This window comes from Halioglobus japonicus, from assembly GCF_001983995.1.
Lineage (GTDB): Bacteria > Pseudomonadota > Gammaproteobacteria > Pseudomonadales > Halieaceae > Halioglobus > Halioglobus japonicus.
On record NZ_CP019450.1, the window covers coordinates 2363585 to 2387726 of the forward strand.

Here is a 24142-nt window from a genome sequence, read left to right on the forward strand (position 1 = left end):
AACAGAGCGTGAGGGCGATTAGCCGTTCACGATCTTGATCGGCGCTGCCTCGACTGTGAGCTCTTCCTTGGGCGGCTCGAAGTCGGTCAGGTTAATGCCATTAACGGCTGCCTTGTACTCTTCGATGGTTGGCGTACGGCCGAGCACGGTGGAGAGCACGACGACCGGGGTAGAGGAGAGCAGCGACTCACCTTTCTTCTCGTCGCTGTCTTCTACCACACGACCCTGGAACAGGCGAGTGGAGGTGGCCATCACGGTGTCACCTTTCTCTGCCTTCTCCTGGTTACCCATGCACAGGTTGCATCCCGGGCGTTCCAGGTACATGACGTTGTCGTACTTGGTGCGGGCGTCCTGCTTGGGATTGTCGTCGTCGAACTGGAAGCCAGCGTATTTAGAAAGAATGTCCCAGTCGCCTTCGGCCTTGAGCTCGTCAACAATGTTGTAGGTCGGCGGTGCGATTACCAGCGGTGCTTTGAACTCGACGCTGCCGTTGGCGGCTTCGATGTTGCGCAGCATCTGGGCGATGATCTGCATGTCGCCTTTGTGCACCATGCAGGAACCCACAAAGCCGAGGTCTACCTTGGTGTTGCCGCCGTAATAGGAGATCGGACGAATGGTGTCGTGCGTGTAGCGCTTGGACACGTCTTCGTTGTTTACGTCCGGGTCGGCAATCATGGGCTCGTCGATGACGTCCAGGTCGACCACGACTTCGGCGTAGTATTCGGCGCTATTGTCAGGTGCCAGCGGCGGTACGTCGCCACTCTGGATTTCGGCAATGCGCTTTTCGGCGAGCTTGACCAGGCCGGCGAGGGTCTGTGCAGCGTTATCCATACCCTTGTCGATCATGATCTGGATACGGCCCTTGGCGATCTCCAGGGACTCAACCAGGGTCTCATCGTTGGAAATACAGATAGAGGCCTTGGCCTTCATCTCTGCGGTCCAGTCGGTAAAGGTAAAGGCCTGGTCGGACAACAGGGTACCGATGTGAACTTCGATTACACGGCCCTGGAAGACGTTTTCGCCGAACTGCTTCAGCATCTGCGCCTGGGTGGCGTGTACCACGTCACGGAAGTCCATGTATTCCTTCATGTGGCCTTTGAAGGTCACTTTGACGGACTCAGGGATCGGCATGGTGGCTTCACCTGTCGCCAATGCCAGAGCCACGGTGCCGGAGTCGGCGCCGAAGGCAACGCCTTTGGACATACGGGTGTGCGAGTCACCGCCGATGATGATGGCGCGATCGTCAATGGTCAGGTCGTTCAGAACCTTGTGGATCACGTCGGTCATGGCGTGGTAAACGCCCTTGGGATCGCGTGCAGTGATCAGGCCGAACTTGTTCATAAAGGCCATCAGGCGGGGGATGTTGGCCTGGGCTTTCTTGTCCCATACAGAGGCGGTGTGACAGCCGGACTGGTAGGCGCCATCAACGCTGGGTGAGATCACGGTGGCCGCCATCGCTTCCAGTTCCTGGGAAGTCATCAGGCCGGTGGTGTCCTGGGAACCGACGATGTTCACTTTGACGCGCACGTCAGAGCCGGCGTGCAGCGGGTCAGTAGCGGTGACGCCAACAGCGTTGCGGTTGAAGATTTTCTCAACGGCAGTGAGGCCCTGGCCTTCGTGGCAGATTTCCTTGGAGGGGGCGAAGACTGCGGGAGCTTCAACACCCAGAGCCTCGGCGGCGAAGTTCTGCAGCTTCTTGCCGAAAACTACGGCGTAGGAACCGCCGGCTTTCATGAACTCGACTTTCTGCGGCGTGAACGCGGCAGATACGTCGACCAGTTCCTGGTCGCCGTTGTAGAGCTTTTTCTCTTTGGTGTTAATGGTCAGCACCGTGCCGGTTTCAACGGAGTAGGCCTGCTCGAGTACCGCGTCGCCGTTCTCGTCGGTCACAGTGTTGCCGTCGGCGTCGGTCTTCTTCACCCAGTTTTTGAGGTCCAGACCGATACCCCCGGTCACGCCAACGGTCGTCAGGAAGATGGGTGAAATGCCATTGGTACCGGCAACCACTGGAGCAATGTTCACAAAGGGTACGTAGGGGCTGGCCTGCTTGCCGGCCCACAGGGCGACGTTGTTCACGCCGGACATGCGCGAGGAACCCACGCCCATGGTGCCTTTCTCGGCGATCAGCATTACCTTGGCGTAGGGGTGCTTGGCCTGCAGGTCCTTGATCTCTGCCTGCGCTTCGGGGGTGATCATGCACTGGCCGTGCAGTTCACGGTCAGAGCGCGAGTGCGCCTGGTTGCCGGGGGAGAGCAGGTCGGTGGAGATATCACCTTCGGCAGCGATGTAGGTAACCACATCGATCTTCTCATCGATGTCAGGCAGCTTGGTGAAGAACTCCGCCGCGGCGTAGCTTTCGAGAATGTCTTTGGCGATGGCGTTACCATCTTTGTAGGCCGCTTCCAGACGGTCGGTGTCTGCTTCGTACAGGAAGACCTGGGTCTTCAGGACTTCAGCTGCTGGCTTGTTGACGGTGTCGTCGCCGGACAGGGCCAGGTCGAGCAGGACTTCAACAGAAGGACCGCCCTTCATGTGTGACAGCAGTTCGAAGGCGAACTCGGGAGTGATTTCTGCAACGTCTGCTTCGCCCAGGATGATTTCCTTGAGGAACTTGGCCTTTACGCCAGCGGCGCTGGTGGTGCCGGGCAGGGTGTTGTAGATAAAGAAGTTCAGGGACGCTTCGCGATGTTCATTGCCAGTGTCCTTGATCTGGGCGATGATCTCAGACAGCAGGTCAGTGCTGTCGATCGGTTTCGGGTGCAGGCCCAGTTCGTTTTTCCGGGTTTCGATTTCTGCCAGATATTCAGAATACAAACTCATGGTGTAGAGCTCCTCTATCGGGTGGTGACAGCCGCGTGCCTGGGGGTAGGGGCAGACGGCCACTGTGGAGTAAAAATCGGCGCGAAGTATATAACAGAGGGCATATAATTTAAATGAATCAGGTTCTATATCGTGCATTCACCAAGGTGATACCGTACACTCGCCGCCCTGTAGAGTAGTCGTTTCCGTCCATGTTGCAGCCCCCCGTTAAAACCCCCTGTATTGGAGTCTGTTCCACCGGCATTGGTGACAGTGTGTGCCGCGGTTGCAAGCGCTTCAGCCACGAAGTGATTCACTGGAACAGTTACTCCCAGGACCAGAAGCGTATTGTCGATGAGCGCCTTGCTGACTTTCTGTCCCAGTGTGTCAGCAATAAGTTACAGGTTACTGACAAGGCGCTGCTCAAATGGCAGCTCGAGGTGCAGAATGTGCGATTCACTGAGCACCATGACGAATACTGCTGGCTGTTCAGTCTGCTGAAAGCCGGCGCCGGGCAGATCGAGACTCCGCAGGATTTCGGCTTCGAGGTGAACCTGCCCTGGCGCGAGACCCCGCTGCCAGTGCTGCGCGACCAGATCGACGCCGAATTCCTGCTACTCTCCCAGGCCCACTACGACCGCTACATCGCGGTCCCCGACTTATTTGGAGGGTCAGGCCGCTAACGCCTCCGAAAACCCTGGGGTCAGGTCTCATTTTTCTCAGACAACTTAGAAAAATGAGACCTGACCCCAGGGTTGTCTGAGAAAAATGAGACCTGACCCCAAGGTGTTTGGATGAGCAAAACGGTTGATATCAGTCATATTCTCGAGTTTCTGGCGTGTCCTACGCCCCGGGCGTGGGTGGAGTGGGCGCTGGAGAATCCTGAGATTATGTTGGTGGACCACGCCAACTGTGAGAAGAAGGCGGCGGGTACGGCGCTGAACCTCATGTATCGGTATGTGGACAATCATAAGTTGCTGAACAAGCTGTCGCGGCTGGCGCGGGAAGAGCTGCGCCACTTTGAGCAGGTGATTGCCATTATGAAGAAGCGGGGCGTTGACTATCCGCAGATATCTGCCGCTCGCTATGCCGGGTCACTGCGCAAGCACGTGCGCGGTAATGAACCAGGGCGGCTGGTGGATACCCTGTTGGTGGGAGCCATTATTGAGGCGCGCTCCTGCGAGCGTTTTGCCTGTATTGCGGCCGAGCTCGATGAGGAGTTGGGGAGTTTTTATACCTCACTGCTGAAGTCGGAGTCGCGCCACTTTACCGACTACCTAAAGCTGGCCGAGGAGGCCTCTTCTGCGGAAGAGGTGGCTGAGCGCCTCGACGTGTTGCTGGCTGCTGAGCGAGAGTTGGTCGAGTCAGTGGATGAGGAATTTCGCTTTCACAGCGGGGTGCCTGCTTAGCTACTTATAGCTTTAATATGTGGCTATAAATTATTGATTAATATCGAAATCAATAAGTTCAATTGAGTCTAATCTGGCGTCTATGTACCAGCCCGACGCTTCCCAGTCCCCCAGTACAATACGCTCGCCGTTCGCCACCTGATGGCGTGCGGGGCGGTGTGTATGGCCGTGTATCAGTCGGCTGACGCCGGCCTCAACCATGATCTTGTCCACCTCGATCGGGGTGACATCCATAATGTCCTCGGCCTTGTTGGAATTGCCTTCGCTGCTGGCAGCGCGGATATGCGCGGCGATCGCGCGGCGCTCGTCCAGGGGCTTGGACAGGATTTCGTCCCGCCAGGCCGGGCTGCGTGCCATGGCGCGAAACTGCATGTATTCCTCATCCAGGGTGCACAGGCTGTCGCCGTGCATGAGCAGGGTGGGGGTGCCATAAAGTTCAATCAGGGTGGGGTCGGGCAATAACTGGCCGCCACAGGCGTTGGCGAAGTCGTCGCCGAGCAGGAAGTCGCGATTGCCGTGTATGAAATACAGTGAGGGCCCGGCCTTGGTAAAGGCCTGGAAGCGGTCGCGCATCTCGGCGACCAGGGGGGCGTCATCGTCGTCACCGACCCAGACTTCGAACAAGTCGCCGAGAATATAGAGCGCGTCGCAGTCGGTGTTGTGGTCGAGGAACGCCGCCAGGGCCCGAATGACATCGGGCCTGGCAGGGTCCAGGTGTAAGTCAGATATGAAGAGCGTGCGCTGCACTTAGCCTTCAACAACTTCCACGGATTCAATGATGACCGGATCAACCGGCACATCCTGGTGGCCGCCGGCGGAACCGGTGGGTACGGCGCGGATCTTGTCCAGCACCTCGGAGCCTTCAGTGATCTTGCCAAATACGGCATAGCCCCAGCCCTGCATGTTCTTGCCGGAGTGGTTGAGGAAGTCGTTGTCTTTCACATTGATGAAAAACTGCGCTGTGGCGGAGTGAGGGTCCATGGTGCGGGCCATGGCAATGGTGCCGAAGTCGTTCTTCAGGCCGTTGTTGGCTTCGTTTTCGATGGGCTCGCCCGTGGATTTTTGCTGCATGTCGGCATCAAAGCCGCCACCCTGGATCATGAAGTTATCGATGACACGGTGAAAGATGGTGCCGTCGTAGAAGCCGTCACGGGCGTACGAGATGAAGTTCTCGACGGTCTTGGGCGCCTTCTCTGCGTCCAGTTCGAGTTTGATTTCGCCAAAAGTGGTGCGAATGATGACCATAGTTCTTCCCTGTGGGTGTATGTTCTTGCGGGCTGGCAATAATACGGGCTTTTTGTTGCCCGCGAAACCGCGGCGCAGCCTAACTTCGGTGAAATTGCCAAGCGCACCCCAAAGCCGCAGCCTGCGCCTATTAGCGCAGCCTTTTCATGGCTATAATACGCGCCCTTTTAATTTCCAGACCTGACTGACTTTATGGACAATACCCCTGCAAGCAACTTTCTGCAGAACATAATCGCCGAGGATTTCGACGCTGGCCGAGTGACCGAGGTGGTCACCCGCTTCCCGCCGGAGCCCAACGGCTACCTGCATATCGGGCATGCCAAGTCGATTAGCGTGAACTTCGGCCTGGCCGAGGCCAATGGCGGCCGCTGCAACCTGCGCTTTGACGATACCAACCCGGAGAAAGAGAGCCAGGAGTTCATCGAGTCTATCCAGGCAGATGTCGAGTGGCTGGGCTATCGCTGGGACGGCGACGTCCGCTTCGCGTCCTCCTACTTTCAGCAGCTGTATGACTGGGCTGTACATCTGGTAGAGCAGGGCAAAGCCTATGTGTGTGACCTGAACGCCGAACAGGCCCGGGAATATCGTGGCACCTTGACTGAGCCCGGCAAAAACAGCCCCTACCGCGATCGTACCGTCGAAGAAAACCTCGACTTGCTGGCGCGCATGAAGGCGGGTGAGTTCGATGAAGGCGCTAAAGTACTGCGCGCCAAGATCGATATGGCCTCGCCGAACATGAACATGCGCGACCCGATCATGTACCGCATTCGCAAGGTGGCCCATCATCAGACCGGCACTGACTGGGTGATTTACCCTACCTATGATTTCGCCCATGGCCAGGAAGACGCGATCGAGGGTGTTACCCATTCAGTATGTACCCTGGAGTTTGAGGATCATCGCCCGCTGTACGAGTGGTTTATCGACAACCTGCCTGTTGCAAGCCACCCGCGCCAGTTCGAATTCGGCCGTCTCAACCCCAGCTATACCGTGACCAGCAAGCGCAAGCTCAAGCAGCTGGTGGACGAAGGCGTTGTCGCTGGCTGGGACGATCCGCGGATGCCGACCATTTCCGGTATGCGCCGTCGCGGCTATTCCCCTGAGGCCCTGCGCAAGTTCTGCGAGATGATTGGCACGACCCGTAAAGACGGTGTTGTTGATGTCGCCATGCTCGAGTTCGCTGTGCGCGAAGATCTCAATGAGAACGCCCCGCGTGCTATGGCCGTGCTCAACCCGCTCAAAGTGGTGCTGACCGACTACCCCGAGGACAAGGTCGAGGAACTCACTGCGCCCAATCACCCGTCACGTGAGGATCTGGGCGAGCGAGTTGTGCCGTTTACCCGTGAGGTCTACATTGATGCAGATGACTTCCGCGAAGAGGCCAACAAGAAATACAAGCGCCTGGTGCTGGGCAAGCGCGTGCGCCTGCGCAACGCCTATGTTATCGAAGCGGATGAGGTGGTGAAGGACGATGCGGGCAACATTGTTGAAGTGCATGCCCATACTATTCCCAATACGATTGGTGAAAACCCCGAAGACGGCGTAAAACCCAAGGGCGTGATCCAGTGGGTGTCTGCCGCCCACGGTGTGCCCGCGGAGGTTCGCGTCTACGACCGCCTGTTTAACCACGAAGCCCCGGACAAGGGTGACGGCAACTACATGGATCACATCAACCCGGAGTCGCTGAGCGTGATTACCCATGCCGTACTGGAGCCCTCGCTGGCCAAGGCCGAAGCAGAGCAGGGCTTCCAGTTTGAGCGCGAGGGATACTTTGTGGCTGATCGTTTCGATCACAGCAGTGATAAGCCCGTGTTCAATAAAACCATTGGCCTGCGCGACACCTGGAACGGATAACACCTATGAGCCTGAAGATTTACAACACCATGGCCGGCGAGAAGCAGGTCTTTGAGCCACTCGTACCTGACACGGTTACCATGTACGTGTGTGGCCCCACGGTGTACAACCTGGCGCATATCGGCAACGCGCGCCCGGTGGTGGTGTTCGACACCTTGTTCCGCCTGCTGCAAACCCATTACGGCACGGTGACCTACGCCCGCAATATCACCGACGTCGACGACAAGATTATTACCGCTGCCCACGAGGGCAGTCGCAGTATTGATGAGGTCACCGACGAGTTCACCGCCAAGTACCGTGAAGACATGGCCCAGCTGAATGCCTTGCCGCCCACACTGGAGCCCCACGCCACTCACAATATCGAGCCCATGATCCGTCTCACCCAGACGCTGATCGAAAAAGGCCATGCCTATGAGTCACAGGGGCACGTATTGTTTGCCGTGGAATCCATGGAAGATTACGGCAAACTCTCCGGCCGTTCCCTGGACGACATGCTCGCCGGTGCCCGGGTTGAGGTGGCGGACTACAAGCGCCATCCCGGCGATTTCGTGCTTTGGAAGCCCGCCGATGACGCCGACCCGGGCTGGGACAGCCCCTGGGGCCGAGGAAGACCCGGCTGGCACCTGGAGTGCTCTGCAATGATTCGCGAGCACCTGGGCGAAACCATCGACATCCACGGAGGCGGTCGCGACCTGATCTTCCCGCACCACGAGAATGAGATCGCCCAGAGCCGTTGTGCCCATGGCGGTGACTACGTCAATTACTGGATGCACAACGCCTACCTGGATATCGACGGTGAGAAGATGTCCAAGTCGCTGGGCAATTTCCGCACTGTGCGCGATCTGCTGGACAGCTATCGCGGTGAGGTGCTGCGGTTTGCGCTGCTGTCTGCGCATTACCGCTCACCGCTGAACTTCTCTGCAGAATTGCTCGACCAGGCCCAATCCACACTCGATAGCTTGTACAGCACCCTGCGTGAAGTCGCCGACATCGAACTGGAAATGGATGTGCCGCTGGCGGATGAAGCCTTCTACGCTGCGCTCAACGACGACCTGAATACCCCCGTGGCCATCGCCGAAATTCACGCCCTGGCCAAGGCATTGAACAAGGCCACCGACGCCGACAAGCCGGCGCTCAAGGCACGCATCATCGCCGCGGGTAACCTGTTGGGTATTCTGGGGCAGGACCCGGAGGAGTGGCTGCAGGCCGGTGGCGCCGATGGCGACATTTCAGCGGAAGATATTGAAGTGTTGATCGATGAGCGCGCTGCCGCGAAAAAGAACCGCGATTTTGCACGTGCCGATGAGATTCGTGAATCCCTGCTGGCGCAGGGTGTGGTACTGGAAGATTCCCGCGAGGGAACCAAGTGGAAGCGGGGTTAAGTCCCGGACAAATTAGGCCCCGGTTGAAAACAGGAGCGGCCGCAACCGCTCCTGCCATCAGTTAGCCCAGGCTTTTCTCGCCAGACTCCACGCTCTGGTAAATCAGCGTATTAATGGTCATCGGGCCAACGCCGCCGGGCACGGGGGTGTAGGCAGAGGCCTTCTCGGTCAGCGCTGACAGTTCGATATCGCCCAGGCCGCCCGGGTGGTAGCCGGCGTCGACCACCACAGCACCTTCTTTGACCCAATCCGCTTTGATGAACTCGGGCTTGCCCACAGCGCCCACAAGGATGTCTGCCTGGGCGACCAGCGACGGCAGGTCCTGGGTACGCGAGTGGCAAATGGTCACGGTGGCGTTCTTCTGCAGTAGCATCATGGCCATGGGCTTGCCCAGAATGGGAGAGCGGCCGACGACCACAGCGTGCTTGCCTTCAATATCTATGTTGTAGTGTTCGAGGATGCGCATAATGCCCTGAGGGGTGGCGCAGCCGTAGGCCTCTTCACCCATGGCCATGCGACCAAAACCCAGGCATGTTACACCGTCGACATCTTTGGCCAGGGAAATGGCATCAAAGCAGGCGCGTTCGTCGATCTGGGCAGGCACCGGGTGCTGCAGCAGAATGCCGTGAACATCCGGGTTGTTGTTGAGCTCGTCGATCTTGGCCAGCAGCTCCTCAGTGGTGGTGGAGGAGGGCATTTCCACCGCGAGGGAGTCCATGCCTACCCGGCGACAGGCGTTGCCTTTCATCTTCACATAGGTGGCCGAAGCGGGGTCATCACCCACCAGAATAGTTGCCAGAATCGGTGTCTGCCCGCCAGACTTTTCCTTCAACTGCTCCACACGGGCAAGCAGTTCTGCCTCAGTTTCGGCAGCCAGGGTTTTACCATCGAGTACAAGTGCGGACATGGGTGAGATTCCTCAAAACGTAAAGCGGCGCATTGTCCCACGATCGATGTAAAAACTGTAGTAAAATCATCGCCGTTGGCGTTGACGCTTACCCACCGGGTGAGTATGATGCGCCCTCCTGAAACAGGGCGGATTATCCGCACTGTGGAATTGTCGGGGTATAGCGCAGTCTGGTAGCGCGCCTGCTTTGGGAGCAGGATGTCGGGAGTTCGAATCTCTCTACCCCGACCAACTTTTCCAGCCGCAATTTGGGCAAGTTGGTCGATTCAATCAGGGCCCACTGTGGTGGCCGTAGCTCATCAGGTAGAGCACCGGATTGTGGCTCCGGAGGTGGGGGGTTCGAGACCCCTCGGCCACCCCATTTATCCCCGCTCTTCTTTTTCCTTGTGATCCTTGTTTATATCTAACGCTTGCGACGTGGTTTATAAGCATTATGTGACCAATTGGTCACATAATAGTAGGCTGGCGAAAACAACATTCAGGGGAATTTCCGATGAGTCGCATACCACTCTTGCTGCGCAACTGCCTAAGCGCACCAGCAGGTCAGGTAGAGGGGGGCGCACCGCCTGCCACGCTCGATTTTGAAAACTCGTAAGAAAATCTCTATGCCCTTGGCAAGTTGTGGGCGACCTATGCCGATGCGCCGGTTTTCTCTGCATTGCACGGCACCATGTTCGGCATGATTGGGAGCCAGCGTCTCAAGCCGCTGTTCGGTTACACGGGTTTCGGTGGATTCCAGGCGCGACTGCTCGACAACGGCCACGTGCGCCTGCGCGGTAAGAAAATCGGTTATTTCACCGACCTGGCCAGCGGCGATATCCTCGAGACCTGGGACAACCCCTACACCGGTGAGACCGTTGAGGTGTTCAATTTCTATAACGATCGGATTCGCGGCTGCTGCCAGCCCAGTTGCAGGGCGCAGCGCAGCCGTTGATGCCAGGGTTGCATCGGACTGGCGCTGGCTGTGACGGTCGCCGTCCGTTTCAGCCCGAATCAGCAGAGCAGGGACGAGGCGAAGGCAATGGCGACCACTGTGTTCAGTGGCTGCTGGCCCGCCGCAATGGCATGGTTGCCTGATGAGTACCACCCCGGCAGGCGCGCCAGCACAAACACCACGAACAGGGCGCCCACGCCGATCGCAAATCCGGTCGCCCCGACAAACTTACCCCGTGATTTCTCTTCGGGATAATCGGCCTGCAAGGTGGTGACCATGACGTTGATGGCGGCTACGCCCCATGCCATGCCATGCCCGGGCGCAGCAACAGCAGTTGTGATTCGCTCTCGACGTGACCGTGGATAGCAAAGCCCGCACCGAGAATGAGGAAGCCAATCGCAAACACGGCTCGTCTGCCAACGGTATCCACCAGCAGCCCGGCAACACCGCAGGCAAACAGCAGCATGAGTTCGCTCAGGAACACCAGGTTGCCGGTAATGGCACCTTGTTGGTCCTCGGGTATTTGCAGGTGCTCGGTGAGAATATAGGGCTGGATAAAGTTGATATAGACAATGAGCGTAATACCGATAAAAGCGGCGTAGAAAAAGGTCAGCGCGTGGACGGGCATGACACCTGGGGCGAGGTAGAAGGGGCCTAGCTTACTGCTGGACATTTTTATCTGCTCACAATTGTCACTATATGGTCACAAATGTGGCTTTAGTAACGCCGGGATCAATCCAGATAACTGTCGACGAGATTATCGATCAGGCGATCGATGCGCGCCCAACTATTGTCGTCGTTGAGATCCATGCCGAACACCAGAGGGCTGGTCTGGGCGCGCATGGTGAGATAGCTGAACATGCAGTAAAACACCATGCTCAGATCAACCATGCGCTGCTGATCGCCCTCGCCCAGGTCCTGCAGAATCGAGGCGAGTTCCCGGCCGATCTTGTCGCTGGCGGATTCCAGTACCTGGGTGACGGCGGTGGGGTGGAGAATTTCGCTGGCCATCAGTCGGGTGATTTCCGGATGCTCGCGCAGGGCGGCCAGGTAATTGCGCTGGATGCGCTTGATCTTGTCTTTGAGTGATAGCGCGTCAAAGCTGTCGCGGTCGCCAACCAGGTCTGCCGCAGTAGGCCAGTTGGCCCGCTGCTCCAGCCAGGCACTGACCAGCCCCGGAAGCCCGTCGAAGTAACGGTAGAGGAGCTGTTTGCCAACTCCGGCTTCTTCGACGACGTTGTTTACGCCGATGCCTTCCGGGCCCTTGCTGAGGAGAATGGCACCACAGGCATCAATGAGTTTTTGCTCGGTAGCCTCGCGATTGCGGCTGCGGCTCGTGGTTTTCTCCGTGACCTGGCTCATGCTGTCCTTGGGCAAGTTGTTGGGCCACGGAGTATGGCCGCGGCTTGGAGCATGCGCAAGCCGACGGCGCGCCGGTGGAGTTTACGAGACGACTGGGCTATCATTGCGCCCGCTCTCGGGTCCGCCCCGGGAATGTCTCTCCGGGGTATAGCTCAGTTGGATAGAGCATGCGCCTTCTAAGCGCACGGTCGAGGGTTCGAATCCTTCTACCCCCGCCATTTTTCCCTGATACTGCACTTCGCAAGCCAAGCACCGATCTGGGCCAAGCCACTGCTGCGTTGGCCATCCTCTGCCTGACCAGTTTCCGGGCCCAAACGCCAGGACGGTGTGCCAAGGCCCTAAAGGCGCAGGTTGCGGCTCACATTAATAATCCCGATCGAGACCAGGCCGTTCCCTTGATAAGTTGGGGTTATCACCAGTTGTGGCACGGTGACATCACCCGCAGCACACTGGACAAGTGGTTTGGCGATGAGCCGGTAATGATCTGGCATCGATCTTTCCACGAAATGATTGGTAATACCGCGTCGTTCGAGCTGCTGGGGGTCAGCGAGAAAGATGTTGAAACGCCACACGAAGCAGACTGGGCTAACGGTCACTTCTGGGAAAATGGTCTTGCTGCATTGGTGCCGCGAATGCCTTTCCTGTTGCAGCCAGATCGTTACAAAGTGGGAATGCAGAGCTTTGTAGAAATGCTCCATCGCGGCGGTGTCACGGCCGCCATGGACATGGGTGTGTGGGGGGTCGGTGATCCCGTTGGCGAAGCCAGACTAATACACGCGATTATGGATACCCAGGAGGCTCCCGCACGCCTGATGCTCACACCCATTATTACCGTTTTTCTTTCCCGCGGGTTGTCGCCCGAGCAGGCGTGGGAGCAGGTTGAAAGCTGTAATGCGAGTCACTCTGACAGGGTGATGTTCGATAATCACTTCAAGTTAATGATGGATGGAGCGATCTTCTCAGGCCTCTCCCATTACAGTTTTCCCGTGTACAAGGATGGCTATGCCGGCCAGTGGATGGCGCCTGTGGAAGTGACGTACAGCTATGCTGAAACGTTTTGGAATGCGGGTTACCAGTTGCACGCGCATACCAATGGCGCTGCCAGTGCCGAGGTTTTGATCGACTTTGTCCGCCGTGTGCAGGCACAAAATCCTCGCATAGATCACCGGTTCACGCTCGAACATTTTGCCTACACTACAGAAGATCAGGTCAATCAGATGCATGCGCTAGGTATGCTGGGGTCGGCGAACCCCTACTACCAATATATTCTCGCGGATGTGTACGCAGACCAGTGGCTCGGCGAAGGCCGAGCGCGCAACATGGTGCCACTGGGAGCGCTCAAGCGTGAAGGTATGCGCTTTGGCCTGCATTCCGACTGCCCGGTGGCGCCGCTAATCCCGCTGACGCTGGCCTGGGCTGCCGTTAACCGCACCACCATTAACGGCAATAAGAACGCCGAGGCGCAGAAGGTGAGTGTTGATGACGCATTGCGGGCAATAACCATCGATGCCGCTTGGCTGATGCGCATGGAAGACTAGATCGGTTCCATTCGCCCCGGAAAACGCGCAGACTTCGCTGTGCTGGAGCAGGACCCGTACCGGGTTGATCCCCGCAAGCTGAAGGATATTCCTATCCGGGGAACCGTATTTGCCGGAGAGATTCATCCGGTGAACCGCTAATACATAATAATATGGAGTGAACGTGAGTAAATTGACGAGTATGCCAGTGGCGCTGGCACTGGCGCTGGTTTTGGCCGCCTGTAGCGACAGTGATGGCCCGGTAGAAGTTGCTGATAACAGTGCCGCGCAAGCTCAGCAGCCGGCGGTGGTTGAAGTGGCAGATAAGACTGAAGAAGAGGCAGGGGTGACGAACCCACTGTGCCATGCGGAAGAGGGTATGCCTGGCGGTTGGCAGGATGCCGATGTGACGGAAGACGTCGAGGCGGCCCTGAATTTTGTGTTGCAGCGTATGAATAGCGCTGCCCAGCTTGAGAAAATACTCTCCGTCAAAACCCAGGTCGTGGCTGGCTTGAACTACGCCATCGACTTCAAGCTCGATAATGGCGAAATCTGGAACACCCGCGTCTACCGCGATTTGCAGGGCAATTTCGAGATGACCCAGCCCGCGCAGCAGGGAAGTATGACCGAAGATTGCTAATATTGACCATCGCGGGCCCTCAAAGGGCCCGCAACCCGCCTCAAGTCCTTGTTTTATATCAAGTTGTTAGTCCTAAGAGCGTCAAAAATACCCACTATCACTCCGGTGTTATTGCTACCAAAGGTAACACTCCGTATGATCGCGCCCGCACCGTGCACATGTGCCCACGGAAGTCGCCTCGCGCCATGCTGATGTCGCGGACGGCCATGTGGATTAGGGTGGAAACGCCCGACAATAGGCAGCATCCATAGTCCGCTGCCCACCTTGAGGTAATTTTTAGGAGTTTAGTTATGCACAAGTTCGTACCTTTCGTATTCTTCGCAATCATGGCTGGCCTGATCGGCGCCAAAGTTGCCGTTGCTGCTGAAGTTCCCGCTGACGTACCTGCGGTTCAGGAGCAGCGTTAAAACGCGACCCTGAGTTGAAAAAGGGGCCCATTGGGCCCCTTTTTTTATGCCTGGCTATTGGTCATTATTCGGGCCTGACATAGACGGGCTCTCCGGCCACCCAGGTCTCCAGTACCGTGCTGTTCCAGATGGCCGATTCCGGCATCTCGAAATAGTTTTCCCTCACCAGAATAAAATCGGCGAAGTATCCCGGGGCGAGACGTCCAATCGCGCTCTCCTGGTGAGCGGCGAAGGCTGCGCCTTCCGTAAACAGTGACAAGGCTTCTGCCCGGGATATCTTCTGGCCCGGTAGCCAGCCCCCGGGTGGGCCACCGGCCTGATCCTGGCGTGTAATGGCAGAATACAGCCCGTAAAACGGGTTGGGGTGTTCCACTGGGAAATCGGAGCCGCCTGCCACCTGTGCACCGTCGTCGAGCAGGCTCTTCCAGGCATAGGCACCCACCAGGCGGTCTTCGCCGAGGCGGTCGCCGGCCATATTCATATCGCTGGTGGCGTGGGTTGGCTGGATCGAGGCAATCACACCGAGTTGGGCGAAGCGGGGGATATCCTCCACCTGCAGGATCTGGGCGTGTTCGATGCGATGGCGCAGCCCCGCGCTGTCCTCCTTCGCGATGAGGGTTTCGTACAGGTCCAGGACGCGCGTATTCGCCAGGTCGCCGATGGCATGCGTGTTCACCTGATAACCGGCGGCCATTGCCCTGCTCATATGTAGCACCAGATCTTCGTCAGACAGCAGAAGCAGGCCCTTGTGGCCGGGCTTGTCCGAGTAGTCTTCGGCGAGCGCTGCGCCCCGCGAACCCAGGGCACCGTCGGCGGATATTTTGACACTGCGAATATCCAGGCGATGGTTCGGGTCGATCTGCGGTCCGCTGGCCAGAGTGGCATCGTTACCGGGGTCGAGCACATCGAGCATCGCATACACGCGCAACGGTAATGTGTTGTTGCTGTGCAGCCGCTGGAGCGCGCTCACTTCGGCGGCAGACACTCCTGCATCGTGCACACTGGTCAGACCGAAGCTGGCGGCACTGAGCAGCGCCTGGCGTTGACTCTCTGCGATGTCGTTTTGCGTCTGCGATGGTATGGCCCGATATACGGCATCCATGGCGTTATCGATGAGCACACCCGTGGGTTTGCCGTCTGGGCCGCGGATGATTTGTCCGCCATCCGGGTCGACGGTTTCAGCGTGAATCCCGGCCATTTCCAGTGCCGTAGAATTAACCCAGAGCGCGTGGCCGTCAATGCGGCGCAGCGCGATGGGGCGATCCGTATCAATGGCATCCAGCGTGGCGCGGGTTGGAAATTCCCTTACGTCCCACAGCACCTGGTTCCAGCCGCCGCCCTGAATCCAGGGCTCCTTGCTCTGTGCCGCAAACCGGGCAACACGTTGCGCTGCTTCAGCTTCACTGCTGGTGCCAAACAAATTCACACTGGCCAGCGCCTGGCCGTAGCCGGCGATATGCCCGTGGGCATCGATAAGGCCCGGTAACATGGTTGCCCCGTTACCATCTAATTTTGTGGTAGCGCTGCTTTGTGCTGCTGCTTCATCTGTCGGGTAGCGCGCGGTAATTTTGCTGCCGTCAAATTCCAGCGCGGAGAATCTGATCAGCTCACCGTTTTCGAGCGAGTAGCCTTCGATGTTGTGAATCAGGGTGGTGGCCGCTGCGGTAGTGCTGGTCACTGCGAGCAGCGTGGCGAGGAGCAATTTTATGAGGGGCATATAGCGTTCCTTTCTCTGGATACGCTACATGTTAGCAAGTTCCGGCTCAGCCGGCTTTTTCGACCCCGTCCAGAAATGCGTTGGTGCTGCTGGCCAGCATCTGGATACGATCAGCTTCCGGCATGAAATACTCAAACTGGCCGTTGAGTTCCAGTACAGCCAGACCGTGAGCAAGGGCCCACAGTTTCAAGGCCAGATCCAGAGGCTCGGTGTGCCGCAGTTTGTGGGCCTGGCACCAGGCGTCGACGGCTTCGACAAAAACAAAAAAGCCACGCCGGCCATCCCGGTCTGTGACCGTGGGATCCATGGCCGCAAAGTCGCCCCACATCATGTTGTAGAACTCGGGGCGCTGGGTGACGTAGGTGACATAGGTTTTACCCAGCGCGACAACGCATTCGCGGGTGCCCATTTCGTATTGGTCACGGGTAGCCAGTGCCTCAACGCTGAGGCCGTAATAGCAGAGCTCTGCGACGGCTTCGAGCAACGCGCTTTTATCGCGGAAGTGTCGATAGGGCGCTGCGGCACTGACCCCCGCGCGCTTTGCGGCCTCGGAAATCGCAACGTCAGCCGAGCCTTTTTCCTGGATGAGTTCGACCGCAGCAACAATAAGGGCGTTGCGCAAATCGCCGTGATGGTAGTTGCTCTGGCTCATGCAGTACTGCCCTCAGAAGAGGAAGGCTTCAGGGGGCCGAAACCCATGCCGCGCTGTTTGCGCACGGTCAGCAGGAACAGCGGCGGTACCAGGAAGAAAGAAATGATTGTAGACAGCAGTACGCCGCCCGCGATGGCCATGGCAAACGGCGGCCAGAATTCACTGCCTTCCAGAATCAGCGGCAGAAAGCCGCCAAAGGTGGTGACGGTCGTGGAGGTAATATGACGGCTGGAATCCATGACGACCGTGCGAATGGCATATCTGCCACCGGCGACGGCGGCCGGGTTGGCCTGTAGCGCGGTGAGAATAATAATGGCCGCGTTGATTGAAACGCCGATCGACCCAATCACGCCGACCAGTGACATTACCCCGAAGGGATACTGGAACAAGGCCAGTGACAATAGCGATAAGCCCATTGAACATACACAGACCAGCAGGGCGATGCCCGTCAGGCGCCATGAGTTAAAGGTCAGGACGATGGTGGCGATCAGCACCGAGACAATCAGTCCCATGGGGGCCATGATTTTCTCAACCACGCGGGCGCGCTCGTCAGTGTCGCCACCGTATACGATCGAATAGCCCGGCGGGAGATTAATCGGATTGTCGATCAGGTCCTGCTGCAGAAGCTTCAGCACCTCTTCCGGGAGAACTCCGCGGGTGATGTAACCCTGCACCGTATTAATGCGAACCCCGTCCTGTCTGGCGATGGGGCTTTGTGCCGGCTCCAGCGCAGGCGAGCCAATGGCGTTCAGTGGCACCCCTGCCAGTGTGTCGCTACCGCCGCGGCGGGGCAGCCGAATGTTGACGATACGATCCGGTGTGCCCCATTCGGCTTCGCTGAGACGGACGCGTACCGGAAGTCGTTCCGTGCCCTCGAGAACTTCGCCACCAACCCGTCCCAGCAGAGCGTCATTGAGTGCGGTAGCTGCGTCCGTGAGTTGCAGGTTGGCCAGGCGCAGGCGCTCCTCGTCGAGGTGGAAAACGACTTTGGGCGCGCCGCCGATCAGATTGGTGCCGGTGTGGATAATATGTGGCAGATTATCCATGCGCAGCCGAAATTCTTCGCCCAGTTCCTGCAGCACGGCCAGGTTGGGGCCGTGAATCTCCAGCTCGATAGGCGCGGTAACCGGCGGTCCCTGGTAAATGCCATTGACGATCATCCGGGCTTCCGGGAAATCCCGGTCGAGCTCCAGTTGCAGCGCGCGAATCAGGTCATCTGTCTGGTTTTCATCCCGGGTCAGCACCAGTGCTTCGGCCCAGGAGGGTGTGCCGTCGCGGCTGCGGTACATGTTGTAGTAGAAGGCCGGCGTGCTCTCGCCAAGTGTCCAGTCGACGCGTCGAATCATCGGGTCGGACCTGAGGCGCTCATCCAGACGCTCGACCACTTGCAGGGTGTCGTAAATGGAGCGGCCGTCGGCGAGCTTGACCTGAATATACATCTGGTCGCGGTCCGTGCCCGGAAAAAACTGCGCGGTCAACGTGGGGAAGCTGAGAAAGCCGCTCAGCGGCAGTGCCAGTGCGAGGGCGATAGCGGCGGCTGGATGTTTCAGACTCCAATCCATGGCGTTGGACAGGGCCTCACCCATTTTGCCGCCGTCCATGCCGCCGTTATACCAGTGACGGCTGCTCTCCTTGGTCCGCGGTAGCAGCCAGGAGGCCAGCACGGGCGTAACGACAAGCGCCAGTGTGGTAGACGTGACCAGCATGATGATCACCGCCTGGGCAATGGCTCCCAGAAAATCACCACCGGGGCCCGGCATAATCGCCATGGGCATAAACGCGAGAATAGTGGTCAATGCCGAAGACAGCAGCGGGACACGTAGCCGGTCAACGGCACCGGCAATAGCGTTATAGGGCGTGTGTTCCTGAAGCAGTCGTTTGCGAATTTCATCGGTCATGACGATGGAGCCGTCAACCAGCAGGCCCAGGGCAACGATGAGCCCGCAAATGGTCATCTGGTGCAGGGCCATTCCGGTCCGTTCCATGACAACCATGGAAATCAATCCGCACAGCGGCAGGATGATGGCAACCACCACAGCGGCGCGCCAGCCAAGGGTGAACAGCAATACCAGTAGCACCAGAGTGATACCAATGGCGAGGTTCGAGGTAACGTCGGCAAGACGACTCTTGGCATAGGTGCTCTGATCGAAGGTTTGTTCTACCAGCACACTGGCAGGGGCGTCGTTGATGTAATCCCGCAGCAGCAGGGAAAATTCCTGCGCCCAGCGATCCACCTGCCGGCCGTCTTCCATGGCCACACCCACCATGATGCCGGGCTTGCCCTGGACCAGTACCAGCGAGGAGGGTGGGGTAATGGCCGCCTTGTAGACTCTGCCCAGATCGGCAATACGCGTCGCGCTGCCATTGGCCGAGGTGTTGATGATGACTTCACGAATCCGGGTCAGGGAATCGAAATCGCCGGCGATCTCGATCAGCATGTCGGTGCCTTCACCGGTGGCGCGTCCCGAGGACACTTTGGCATCTGCCGCTCGTAATGCGGCCGACACCTCAGCGAGACTGAGGCCGCGTGCGACAAGGGCATCCTCGTTGATCTCTACCCGAATTTCTTCAGCGGGTTCACCGAACAGTACGGCCAGCTTGGTGCCGTCCATATTGCGGGCGCGATCAGCGAGGTCCTGTGCCATACGCCCCAGCAGAGACAGGGGGATGTCTGCATCATCGCGGCCGGACATAGCCACAATGGCGTTGAAGGACTGGAAGCGATCCGTGTCCAGGGATGGGATGCCAACACCGGGGGGAACAAAGCGTACGCGTCTGATAAGGCATCCCTGACTTCCGACCAGACTCGCTCTAGCTCGTGATCAGGCAGCGTGTCATCGAGCCTGACCTGCATGGATGAGACACCGGAGCTAGAGGTGGTCATCAGTTTGTCTAATTCAGATATTTTGCGCAGCTCATCTTCAAGCGGTTTGGTAACGAGTGCTTCGACCCGGTCGGGGGTGGCGCCCGGATAAAAGGTGAGTACCGTGCCGCCAAAGTTGGTCAGGGTAGGTTCTTCTTGGCGGGGAATATTGCTGAAGCTGTTAATGCCCACCGCAAATACGCTGATGATGAGCAGCGCAAAATAGCGGGGGTGTTTGAAAATGTACTGGGCAAACACCTTATTCCACTCCGTCGTCGCTAACCGACACCACCGTCCCCGGGGTGATTCGGTGGACACCACTGGCCACCACCTCGGTTCTGTCGGCGAGGGTACCGTGCACGAAGGCCTGGTCGCCGCGGATCTCGATCACCTCAACCGCCTCCCTGACGGTAATGGCCATATCGCCGTCGCGGTCCAGGCGCAGTACTGTCCACAGCCCGCGATTACCTTCCAGCAGCGAAGCGATGGGCAGCCATCCGCCGATGGCGGGCACCTCTTCGGTCAGGCGCAGGGTGACCGGTTCTCCGTCTACGGCGGGAATGTCTGCTGGCAGGGAGAAGACGGCCGTCGTCACTCGGGTGATCGGGTCTACGTCGGGACGTACTGTGAGTAACGGGCTGCTGAATTCCTGTCCGCGCAGGGTCAGCAGGTACTCGTTGCCTGGCAGCAGGGCATCAGCGCGGCTGACGGCGACGCCAATATTCGCTTCCCGTCCTGCATTTTCGATAAAGTGAACCACTGGCGTGCCAGGGTTGACCACTGCGCCCTCATGAATAAAGCGATCACCAATCACACCGTCATAGGGCGCGCGCAGACTCGCCTTGTCGATCTGGATCTGGATGCTTTCCAGGCGCGCCTGCGTGGCCGCAACGCGTGATTCCAGTGCTTCGGCGCGCAGCCGGGTTTCGTCAAAAGCCTCACGGGAAACCGCGCCGGTCGCGCGCAGCTCCTCCTGCCGTTTGGCTTTGAGTCGCGCCAGTTCCAGTTCTGCGCGAGCGGCGTCCAGGTCTGCCTCGGTCGCACGGTAGTGAGTCTGCAGGGCGGAGTCGTCCAGCTGGGCAATGATCTCGCCCTTGCTCACCGGGCTGCCTTCACGCCACGGCAGTTGCGCCACGGTGCCAGCGACTTCAAACCCCAGGTTGGCCTTGCGGCCGGCCGAAATCAGGCCGAGGTAGGAAACATCGCGCTGGTAGTACGCCTGCTCGATGTACTGCACAGGTTCCACCGTCAGCGGGACCCTCGCCACGGTCTTGTCGCCCAGGGCAAAGCGTACGTGGAGCGCACTGGTCAGGCCCACGGTAATAAAGATCGCAGCCCCAACGCCGGCCAGGCTACCCAATTTTTGCTTATCCATCCCTACAAACCCACACATGTTAATGGAATTAACATCAATGTTAGTCGCTTTAACATCAAAGTCAATCTCATTGCGCCGAATCGCTTGCAGCGAGGTGTGCTTTGCAGCACAATACGCGCCCTCTGCAACTGCTTGCAGACGCTGTGGTGGCCCAGGCGGTCCCCTCGCAACGATAGATAGTGAACCCGGCCAGGCCCGGAAGGGAGCAACCGTAGCTGTCGACTCGTGTGCCGGGGTGTGGCTGTCTGGGTCATCTCCAATTTCACCGGTTCCGGTGATTAAGCCTCTGGTGTATCCTTCCTCTCTCTCGCGGATAACGCTTTACAATAGAAGGCATAACGGGGCATGTCCTACCAGGTACTCGCGCGCAAGTGGCGGCCAAAAAGTTTCAGGGAAATGGTTGGCCAGGAGCACGTGCTACAGGCGCTGATTAACGCGCTGGACCACGACAGGCTGCATCACGCCTATCTCTTCACCGGTACACGGGGTGTGGGTAAAACCACCATCGCCCGTATTCTGGCCAAGTGCCTCAACTGTGAGCAGGGCGTGAGCTCTGAGCCCTGCGGCGAGTGCGGCTCCTGCCTGGAAATCGCCGAGGGTCGCAGTGTCGATCTGTTAGAGGTTGACGCCGCTTCGCGCACCAAGGTCGAAGATACGCGCGAGCTGCTCGAGAACGTGCAATATGCCCCCACGCGTTCGCGCTACAAAATCTATCTCATCGATGAGGTGCACATGCTCTCCAACAGCAGTTTCAACGCGCTGTTGAAAACGCTGGAAGAGCCACCGCCCCATGTAAAGTTCCTGCTCGCTACCACCGATCCGCAGAAGTTGCTGCCCACGGTGTTGTCCCGGTGCCTGCAGTTCAATTTGAAGAACATGCCCCCGAGCAGATTGTCGGCCACTTGCGCAATGTGCTCGAGCAGGAGATGGTCAGCTTTGAGGACCCGGCCCTGTACCTGCTCGGTCGCGCGGCCTCGGGCAGTATGCGCGATGCCCTGAGTTTGACGGATCAGGCAATCGCTTTTGGTTCGGGCAAGCTGGTGGAGAGCGATGTTCGCGCCATGCTGGGTACGGTGGATCTCACCTTCGTCTACCAAATGCTGGAAGCGGTAGTGGCGGGAAGTGCCAATGAGGTGCTGGCCATTGTCGAGCGCATGTCTGAGCACGCCCCGGATTTTGAAGGCAGTATCGACGAGCTGATCTCTCTGGTGCACCGCGTCGCGGTAGCTCAGGTTGTCCCCGACGCGATTGATAACAGCTGGGGCGATGCCGAACGGGTGGCAGCTTTGGCGGCCGCCATGACGGCCGAGGATGCCCAGCTTTACTACCAGATGGCGGTCAATGGTAAGCGCGACATGGCGTATACGCCTGATCCGCGCGGTGGCTTTGAGATGTTGCTACTGCGGATGCTCGCCTTCCGCCCGGCGGCAGTGATTGATACATCGCTGTCACCGGAGCAATTGCAGGCCGCCCCTGCAGCCGCCGTGGAGGGCGGCGAGCCTGTAAAAAAGCCGATTGAGCAGGTGGCGCCGCCGGTGATGCCTGCGGTAGAGACAGCGCCTGTAGCGGTCACCCCTGAGGCGCGACCAGAGCCGCCTGTGCCGGCAGAACCGGCACCGGCAAGCCTCATGGCAGCGCTTGCCACACCGTCGCAACCGGAGGTCGTCGAAACAACGCCCGTTGAGTCGCGCCCGGCCGAATCGGCAACCCCAGCCGTGGCGCCGGCGGATCTCAGCCAACTTGTGCCGGCGGCCTGGCCGCAAACGCTGGAGCAGCTCGGTCTGCTGGGCATGGTGTACAGCATTGCCAGTAACTGTGAGCTGATCTCGGTTGATGGGCCTGCACTCAAGTTTGTGCTGGACGAGGCCAATGCCAGCCTGTTCAACGATGGCCACAGTAAAAAGATCGCCTTGGCTTTGCAGAACTACTTTGGCCGGGAATTGTCCGTTTCTATAGATATCGGCAAACCTCCCGGCGAGACGCCGGCCATGGTGGCAGCCCGAGCAGCTCGCGAGCGTCAGGCGCTGGCAGTGGCAGAGATAGACAGTGACGAGCGTCTGCAGGCGCTGCTCACACGATTCGATGGTGAACTGGACCGCGCGTCCATCGCCCCTACAGATTCTTGAGGTAGTAACATGAAAGGCAGTCTTTCCGACCTGATGAAACAGGCCCAGCAAATGCAGGCCGATATGCAGAAAGTCCAGGACGATCTGGCGAACGCAGAAATCCTGGGCGAGGCCGGTGCCGGTCTGGTCAGCGTGGTAATGACCGGGCGCCACGACGTTAAACGCGTGAGCATCGACCCCGCGGTGTTGTCAGAGGACAAAGAAGTGCTGGAAGACCTGCTGGCAGCGGCCGTTAACGACGCTGTTCGCAAGGTCGAGGCACATAACCAACAGGCCATGGCCGGCGTTGCCTCGGGATTGAATATCCCGGGCGGCTTCAAGATGCCGTTCTAGGGCGCAATTACCCCATGAAATTCAGCCCCGCTCTGCAGGACCTGATAGAAGCCTTGCGCTGCCTGCCCGGTGTCGGCCCCAAATCTGCTCAACGCATGACGCTGCACCTGCTGGAGCGTGATCGCGAGGGGCGGCTGCGCTTGCCGAGGCGTTGCGCAATGCAGTAGATCGCGTCGATCACTGCAGTCGCTGTCGCAACTTTACCGAACTGGATGTGTGTGAAATCTGCGCAGATCCGCGGCGCGATGCGTCGACCATTTGTGTAGTGGAGACGCCCGGCGATGTGCTTGCCGTTGAGCAGAGCGGCAGCTATCGCGGCATTTATTTTGTATTGATGGGCCATCTTTCGCCGATAGATGGCATAGGGCCTGAGGAAATAGGCCTCGACAAGTTCCAGCGCCGGGTCGTGGAGGAGGGGATTGCCGAAGTCATCCTGGCCACGAATCCAACCGTGGAAGGCGAGGCGACGGCCTACTACCTGACGGACATGCTACAACCCCGCGGCATCAAGGTGTCCCGGATTGCCCACGGTGTGCCTCTGGGAGGCGAGTTGGAATATGTGGATGGCAGCACCCTGGCGCACGCTTTTTCCGGCCGCCGCGTAGTGGAGTAACTACACTGTG

The 24142-nt window shown here is 58.6% G+C and carries 19 protein-coding genes, 2 tRNA genes, 1 other RNA gene and 3 pseudogenes; 13 read left to right on the top strand and 12 right to left on the bottom strand.

What is annotated here, in order from left to right; all coding sequences use genetic code 11:
* Positions 1–18: 18 nt before the first annotated feature.
* Complete coding sequence (locus tag BST95_RS11150; RefSeq protein WP_084201148.1) at positions 19–2820, bottom strand: bifunctional aconitate hydratase 2/2-methylisocitrate dehydratase; 2802 nt, start codon at positions 2818–2820, stop codon at positions 19–21.
* A gap of 191 nt (positions 2821–3011) precedes the next feature.
* On the opposite strand from BST95_RS11150, the gene BST95_RS11155 reads away from it, so the two are divergent.
* Together BST95_RS11155 and BST95_RS11160 are read left to right on the top strand one after the other, a co-directional pair.
* Positions 3012–3482 carry a DUF1289 domain-containing protein gene (locus tag BST95_RS11155; protein WP_084199517.1) on the top strand — a complete coding sequence of 157 codons (471 nt, stop codon included), beginning with the start codon at positions 3012–3014 and terminating at the stop codon, positions 3480–3482.
* 111 nt (positions 3483–3593) lie between these two features.
* Complete coding sequence (locus BST95_RS11160; protein ID WP_084199519.1) at positions 3594–4208, top strand: MiaE family protein; 615 nt, start codon at positions 3594–3596, stop codon at positions 4206–4208.
* A gap of 30 nt (positions 4209–4238) precedes the next feature.
* Here BST95_RS11160 and BST95_RS11165 read toward each other — a convergent pair whose 3' ends face one another.
* Together BST95_RS11165 and BST95_RS11170 are read right to left on the bottom strand one after the other, a co-directional pair.
* Positions 4239–4955 carry a UDP-2,3-diacylglucosamine diphosphatase gene (locus tag BST95_RS11165; protein ID WP_084199521.1) on the bottom strand — a complete coding sequence of 239 codons (717 nt, stop codon included), beginning with the start codon at positions 4953–4955 and terminating at the stop codon, positions 4239–4241.
* Positions 4956–5453, bottom strand: coding sequence for a peptidylprolyl isomerase (locus BST95_RS11170; RefSeq protein WP_084199523.1), 498 nt, complete (start codon positions 5451–5453; stop codon positions 4956–4958).
* Between the two features lie 192 nt (positions 5454–5645).
* On the opposite strand from BST95_RS11170, the gene BST95_RS11175 reads away from it, so the two are divergent.
* Together BST95_RS11175 and cysS are read left to right on the top strand one after the other, a co-directional pair.
* Positions 5646–7304, top strand: a complete 1659-nt coding sequence (locus BST95_RS11175; protein ID WP_084199525.1) for a glutamine--tRNA ligase/YqeY domain fusion protein — start codon at positions 5646–5648, stop codon at positions 7302–7304.
* Positions 7305–7309: 5 nt separating this feature from the next.
* Positions 7310–8686, top strand: a complete 1377-nt coding sequence (gene cysS, locus BST95_RS11180; RefSeq protein WP_084199527.1) for a cysteine--tRNA ligase — start codon at positions 7310–7312, stop codon at positions 8684–8686.
* Between the two features lie 61 nt (positions 8687–8747).
* Here cysS and folD read toward each other — a convergent pair whose 3' ends face one another.
* Positions 8748–9593 (bottom strand): bifunctional methylenetetrahydrofolate dehydrogenase/methenyltetrahydrofolate cyclohydrolase FolD, encoded by an 846-nt coding sequence (gene folD / locus BST95_RS11185; RefSeq protein WP_066049573.1) that lies wholly within the window; start codon positions 9591–9593, stop codon positions 8748–8750.
* Positions 9594–9747: 154 nt separating this feature from the next.
* Here folD and BST95_RS11190 point away from each other — a divergent pair.
* From BST95_RS11190 to BST95_RS11200, 3 genes are all read left to right on the top strand, one after another.
* Positions 9748–9824: transfer RNA gene (locus BST95_RS11190), tRNA-Pro, on the top strand.
* Between the two features lie 54 nt (positions 9825–9878).
* Positions 9879–9954, top strand: a tRNA-His gene (locus BST95_RS11195).
* A 258-nt stretch (positions 9955–10212) separates the two neighbouring features.
* Complete coding sequence (locus BST95_RS11200; protein ID WP_084199529.1) at positions 10213–10527, top strand: DUF1838 family protein; 315 nt, start codon at positions 10213–10215, stop codon at positions 10525–10527.
* Between the two features lie 59 nt (positions 10528–10586).
* On the opposite strand, the gene BST95_RS11205 is transcribed toward BST95_RS11200, so the two are convergent.
* Genes BST95_RS11205 through BST95_RS11215 form a run of 3 tightly spaced genes read right to left on the bottom strand, consistent with a single transcriptional unit; the run spans position 10587 to position 11889 of the window.
* A complete protein-coding gene (locus BST95_RS11205; RefSeq protein ID WP_084199531.1) occupies positions 10587–10835 on the bottom strand; it encodes a hypothetical protein in 249 nt (82 codons plus the stop codon).
* Positions 10820–11200, bottom strand: coding sequence for an MFS transporter (locus BST95_RS11210; protein ID WP_084199533.1), 381 nt, complete (start codon positions 11198–11200; stop codon positions 10820–10822). Before BST95_RS11210 ends, BST95_RS11205 begins: the two co-directional genes overlap by 16 nt.
* Positions 11201–11259: 59 nt before the next feature.
* Entirely contained in the window at positions 11260–11889 is a 630-nt protein-coding gene (locus BST95_RS11215) for a TetR/AcrR family transcriptional regulator (protein ID WP_084199535.1), read from the bottom strand.
* Positions 11890–12056: 167 nt separating this feature from the next.
* Here BST95_RS11215 and BST95_RS11225 point away from each other — a divergent pair.
* Positions 12057–13568, top strand: a pseudogene (locus BST95_RS11225) (amidohydrolase).
* Between the two features lie 22 nt (positions 13569–13590).
* A complete protein-coding gene (locus tag BST95_RS11230) occupies positions 13591–14046 on the top strand; it encodes a cystatin domain-containing protein (protein ID WP_205737265.1) in 456 nt (151 codons plus the stop codon).
* A 471-nt stretch (positions 14047–14517) separates the two neighbouring features.
* Here BST95_RS11230 and BST95_RS11235 read toward each other — a convergent pair whose 3' ends face one another.
* Genes BST95_RS11235 through BST95_RS11250 form a run of 5 tightly spaced genes read right to left on the bottom strand, consistent with a single transcriptional unit; the run spans position 14518 to position 21060 of the window.
* Positions 14518–16170, bottom strand: a complete 1653-nt coding sequence (locus BST95_RS11235) for an amidohydrolase (protein WP_084199541.1) — start codon at positions 16168–16170, stop codon at positions 14518–14520.
* 46 nt (positions 16171–16216) lie between these two features.
* Positions 16217–16822: a TetR/AcrR family transcriptional regulator gene (locus tag BST95_RS11240; RefSeq protein WP_084199543.1), complete on the bottom strand. Its 606-nt coding sequence runs from the start codon at positions 16820–16822 to the stop codon at positions 16217–16219.
* A complete protein-coding gene (locus BST95_RS11245) occupies positions 16819–19467 on the bottom strand; it encodes an efflux RND transporter permease subunit (RefSeq protein ID WP_338073422.1) in 2649 nt (882 codons plus the stop codon). Before BST95_RS11245 ends, BST95_RS11240 begins: the two co-directional genes overlap by 4 nt.
* Complete coding sequence (locus BST95_RS20970) at positions 19377–19943, bottom strand: efflux RND transporter permease subunit (protein WP_276205888.1); 567 nt, start codon at positions 19941–19943, stop codon at positions 19377–19379. The genes BST95_RS11245 and BST95_RS20970 overlap by 91 nt, the downstream gene beginning before the upstream one ends.
* Before the next feature lies 1 nt (position 19944).
* On the bottom strand, positions 19945–21060 hold the full coding sequence (locus BST95_RS11250) for an efflux RND transporter periplasmic adaptor subunit (protein ID WP_169843919.1): 1116 nt from the start codon (positions 21058–21060) through the stop codon (positions 19945–19947).
* Between the two features lie 153 nt (positions 21061–21213).
* Here BST95_RS11250 and ffs point away from each other — a divergent pair.
* The 4 genes and pseudogenes from ffs (at position 21214) to recR (ending at position 24132) form a co-directional block, all read left to right on the top strand.
* An RNA gene (gene ffs, locus BST95_RS11255) (signal recognition particle sRNA small type) lies at positions 21214–21310 on the top strand.
* Positions 21311–21405: 95 nt separating this feature from the next.
* A pseudogene (gene dnaX / locus BST95_RS11260) lies at positions 21406–23186 on the top strand (DNA polymerase III subunit gamma/tau).
* 9 nt (positions 23187–23195) lie between these two features.
* Positions 23196–23519 carry a YbaB/EbfC family nucleoid-associated protein gene (locus BST95_RS11265; protein ID WP_066049608.1) on the top strand — a complete coding sequence of 108 codons (324 nt, stop codon included), beginning with the start codon at positions 23196–23198 and terminating at the stop codon, positions 23517–23519.
* A 14-nt stretch (positions 23520–23533) separates the two neighbouring features.
* Positions 23534–24132 (top strand): annotated as a pseudogene (recR, locus tag BST95_RS11270) (recombination mediator RecR).
* Positions 24133–24142 lie beyond the last annotated feature (10 nt).

What these genes read in the sequence shown, in the direction of transcription:
- BST95_RS11205 (WP_084199531.1), bottom strand. Translation starts at nt 10,835, where the DNA reads ATGGCATGGGGCGTAGCCGCCATCAACGTCATGGTCACCACCTTGCAG.
- BST95_RS11265 (WP_066049608.1), top strand. Translation starts at nt 23,196, where the DNA reads ATGAAAGGCAGTCTTTCCGACCTGATGAAACAGGCCCAGCAAATGCAG.
- BST95_RS11245 (WP_338073422.1), bottom strand. Translation starts at nt 19,467, where the DNA reads ATGGCACAGGACCTCGCTGATCGCGCCCGCAATATGGACGGCACCAAG.
- BST95_RS11235 (WP_084199541.1), bottom strand. Translation starts at nt 16,170, where the DNA reads ATGCCCCTCATAAAATTGCTCCTCGCCACGCTGCTCGCAGTGACCAGC.
- BST95_RS11215 (WP_084199535.1), bottom strand. Translation starts at nt 11,889, where the DNA reads ATGAGCCAGGTCACGGAGAAAACCACGAGCCGCAGCCGCAATCGCGAG.
- BST95_RS11155 (WP_084199517.1), top strand. Translation starts at nt 3,012, where the DNA reads ATGTTGCAGCCCCCCGTTAAAACCCCCTGTATTGGAGTCTGTTCCACC.
- folD (WP_066049573.1), bottom strand. Translation starts at nt 9,593, where the DNA reads ATGTCCGCACTTGTACTCGATGGTAAAACCCTGGCTGCCGAAACTGAG.
- BST95_RS11150 (WP_084201148.1), bottom strand. Translation starts at nt 2,820, where the DNA reads ATGAGTTTGTATTCTGAATATCTGGCAGAAATCGAAACCCGGAAAAAC.
- BST95_RS11250 (WP_169843919.1), bottom strand. Translation starts at nt 21,060, where the DNA reads ATGGATAAGCAAAAATTGGGTAGCCTGGCCGGCGTTGGGGCTGCGATC.
- BST95_RS11160 (WP_084199519.1), top strand. Translation starts at nt 3,594, where the DNA reads ATGAGCAAAACGGTTGATATCAGTCATATTCTCGAGTTTCTGGCGTGT.
- BST95_RS11170 (WP_084199523.1), bottom strand. Translation starts at nt 5,453, where the DNA reads ATGGTCATCATTCGCACCACTTTTGGCGAAATCAAACTCGAACTGGAC.
- BST95_RS11175 (WP_084199525.1), top strand. Translation starts at nt 5,646, where the DNA reads ATGGACAATACCCCTGCAAGCAACTTTCTGCAGAACATAATCGCCGAG.
- BST95_RS11210 (WP_084199533.1), bottom strand. Translation starts at nt 11,200, where the DNA reads ATGTCCAGCAGTAAGCTAGGCCCCTTCTACCTCGCCCCAGGTGTCATG.
- BST95_RS11240 (WP_084199543.1), bottom strand. Translation starts at nt 16,822, where the DNA reads ATGAGCCAGAGCAACTACCATCACGGCGATTTGCGCAACGCCCTTATT.
- cysS (WP_084199527.1), top strand. Translation starts at nt 7,310, where the DNA reads ATGAGCCTGAAGATTTACAACACCATGGCCGGCGAGAAGCAGGTCTTT.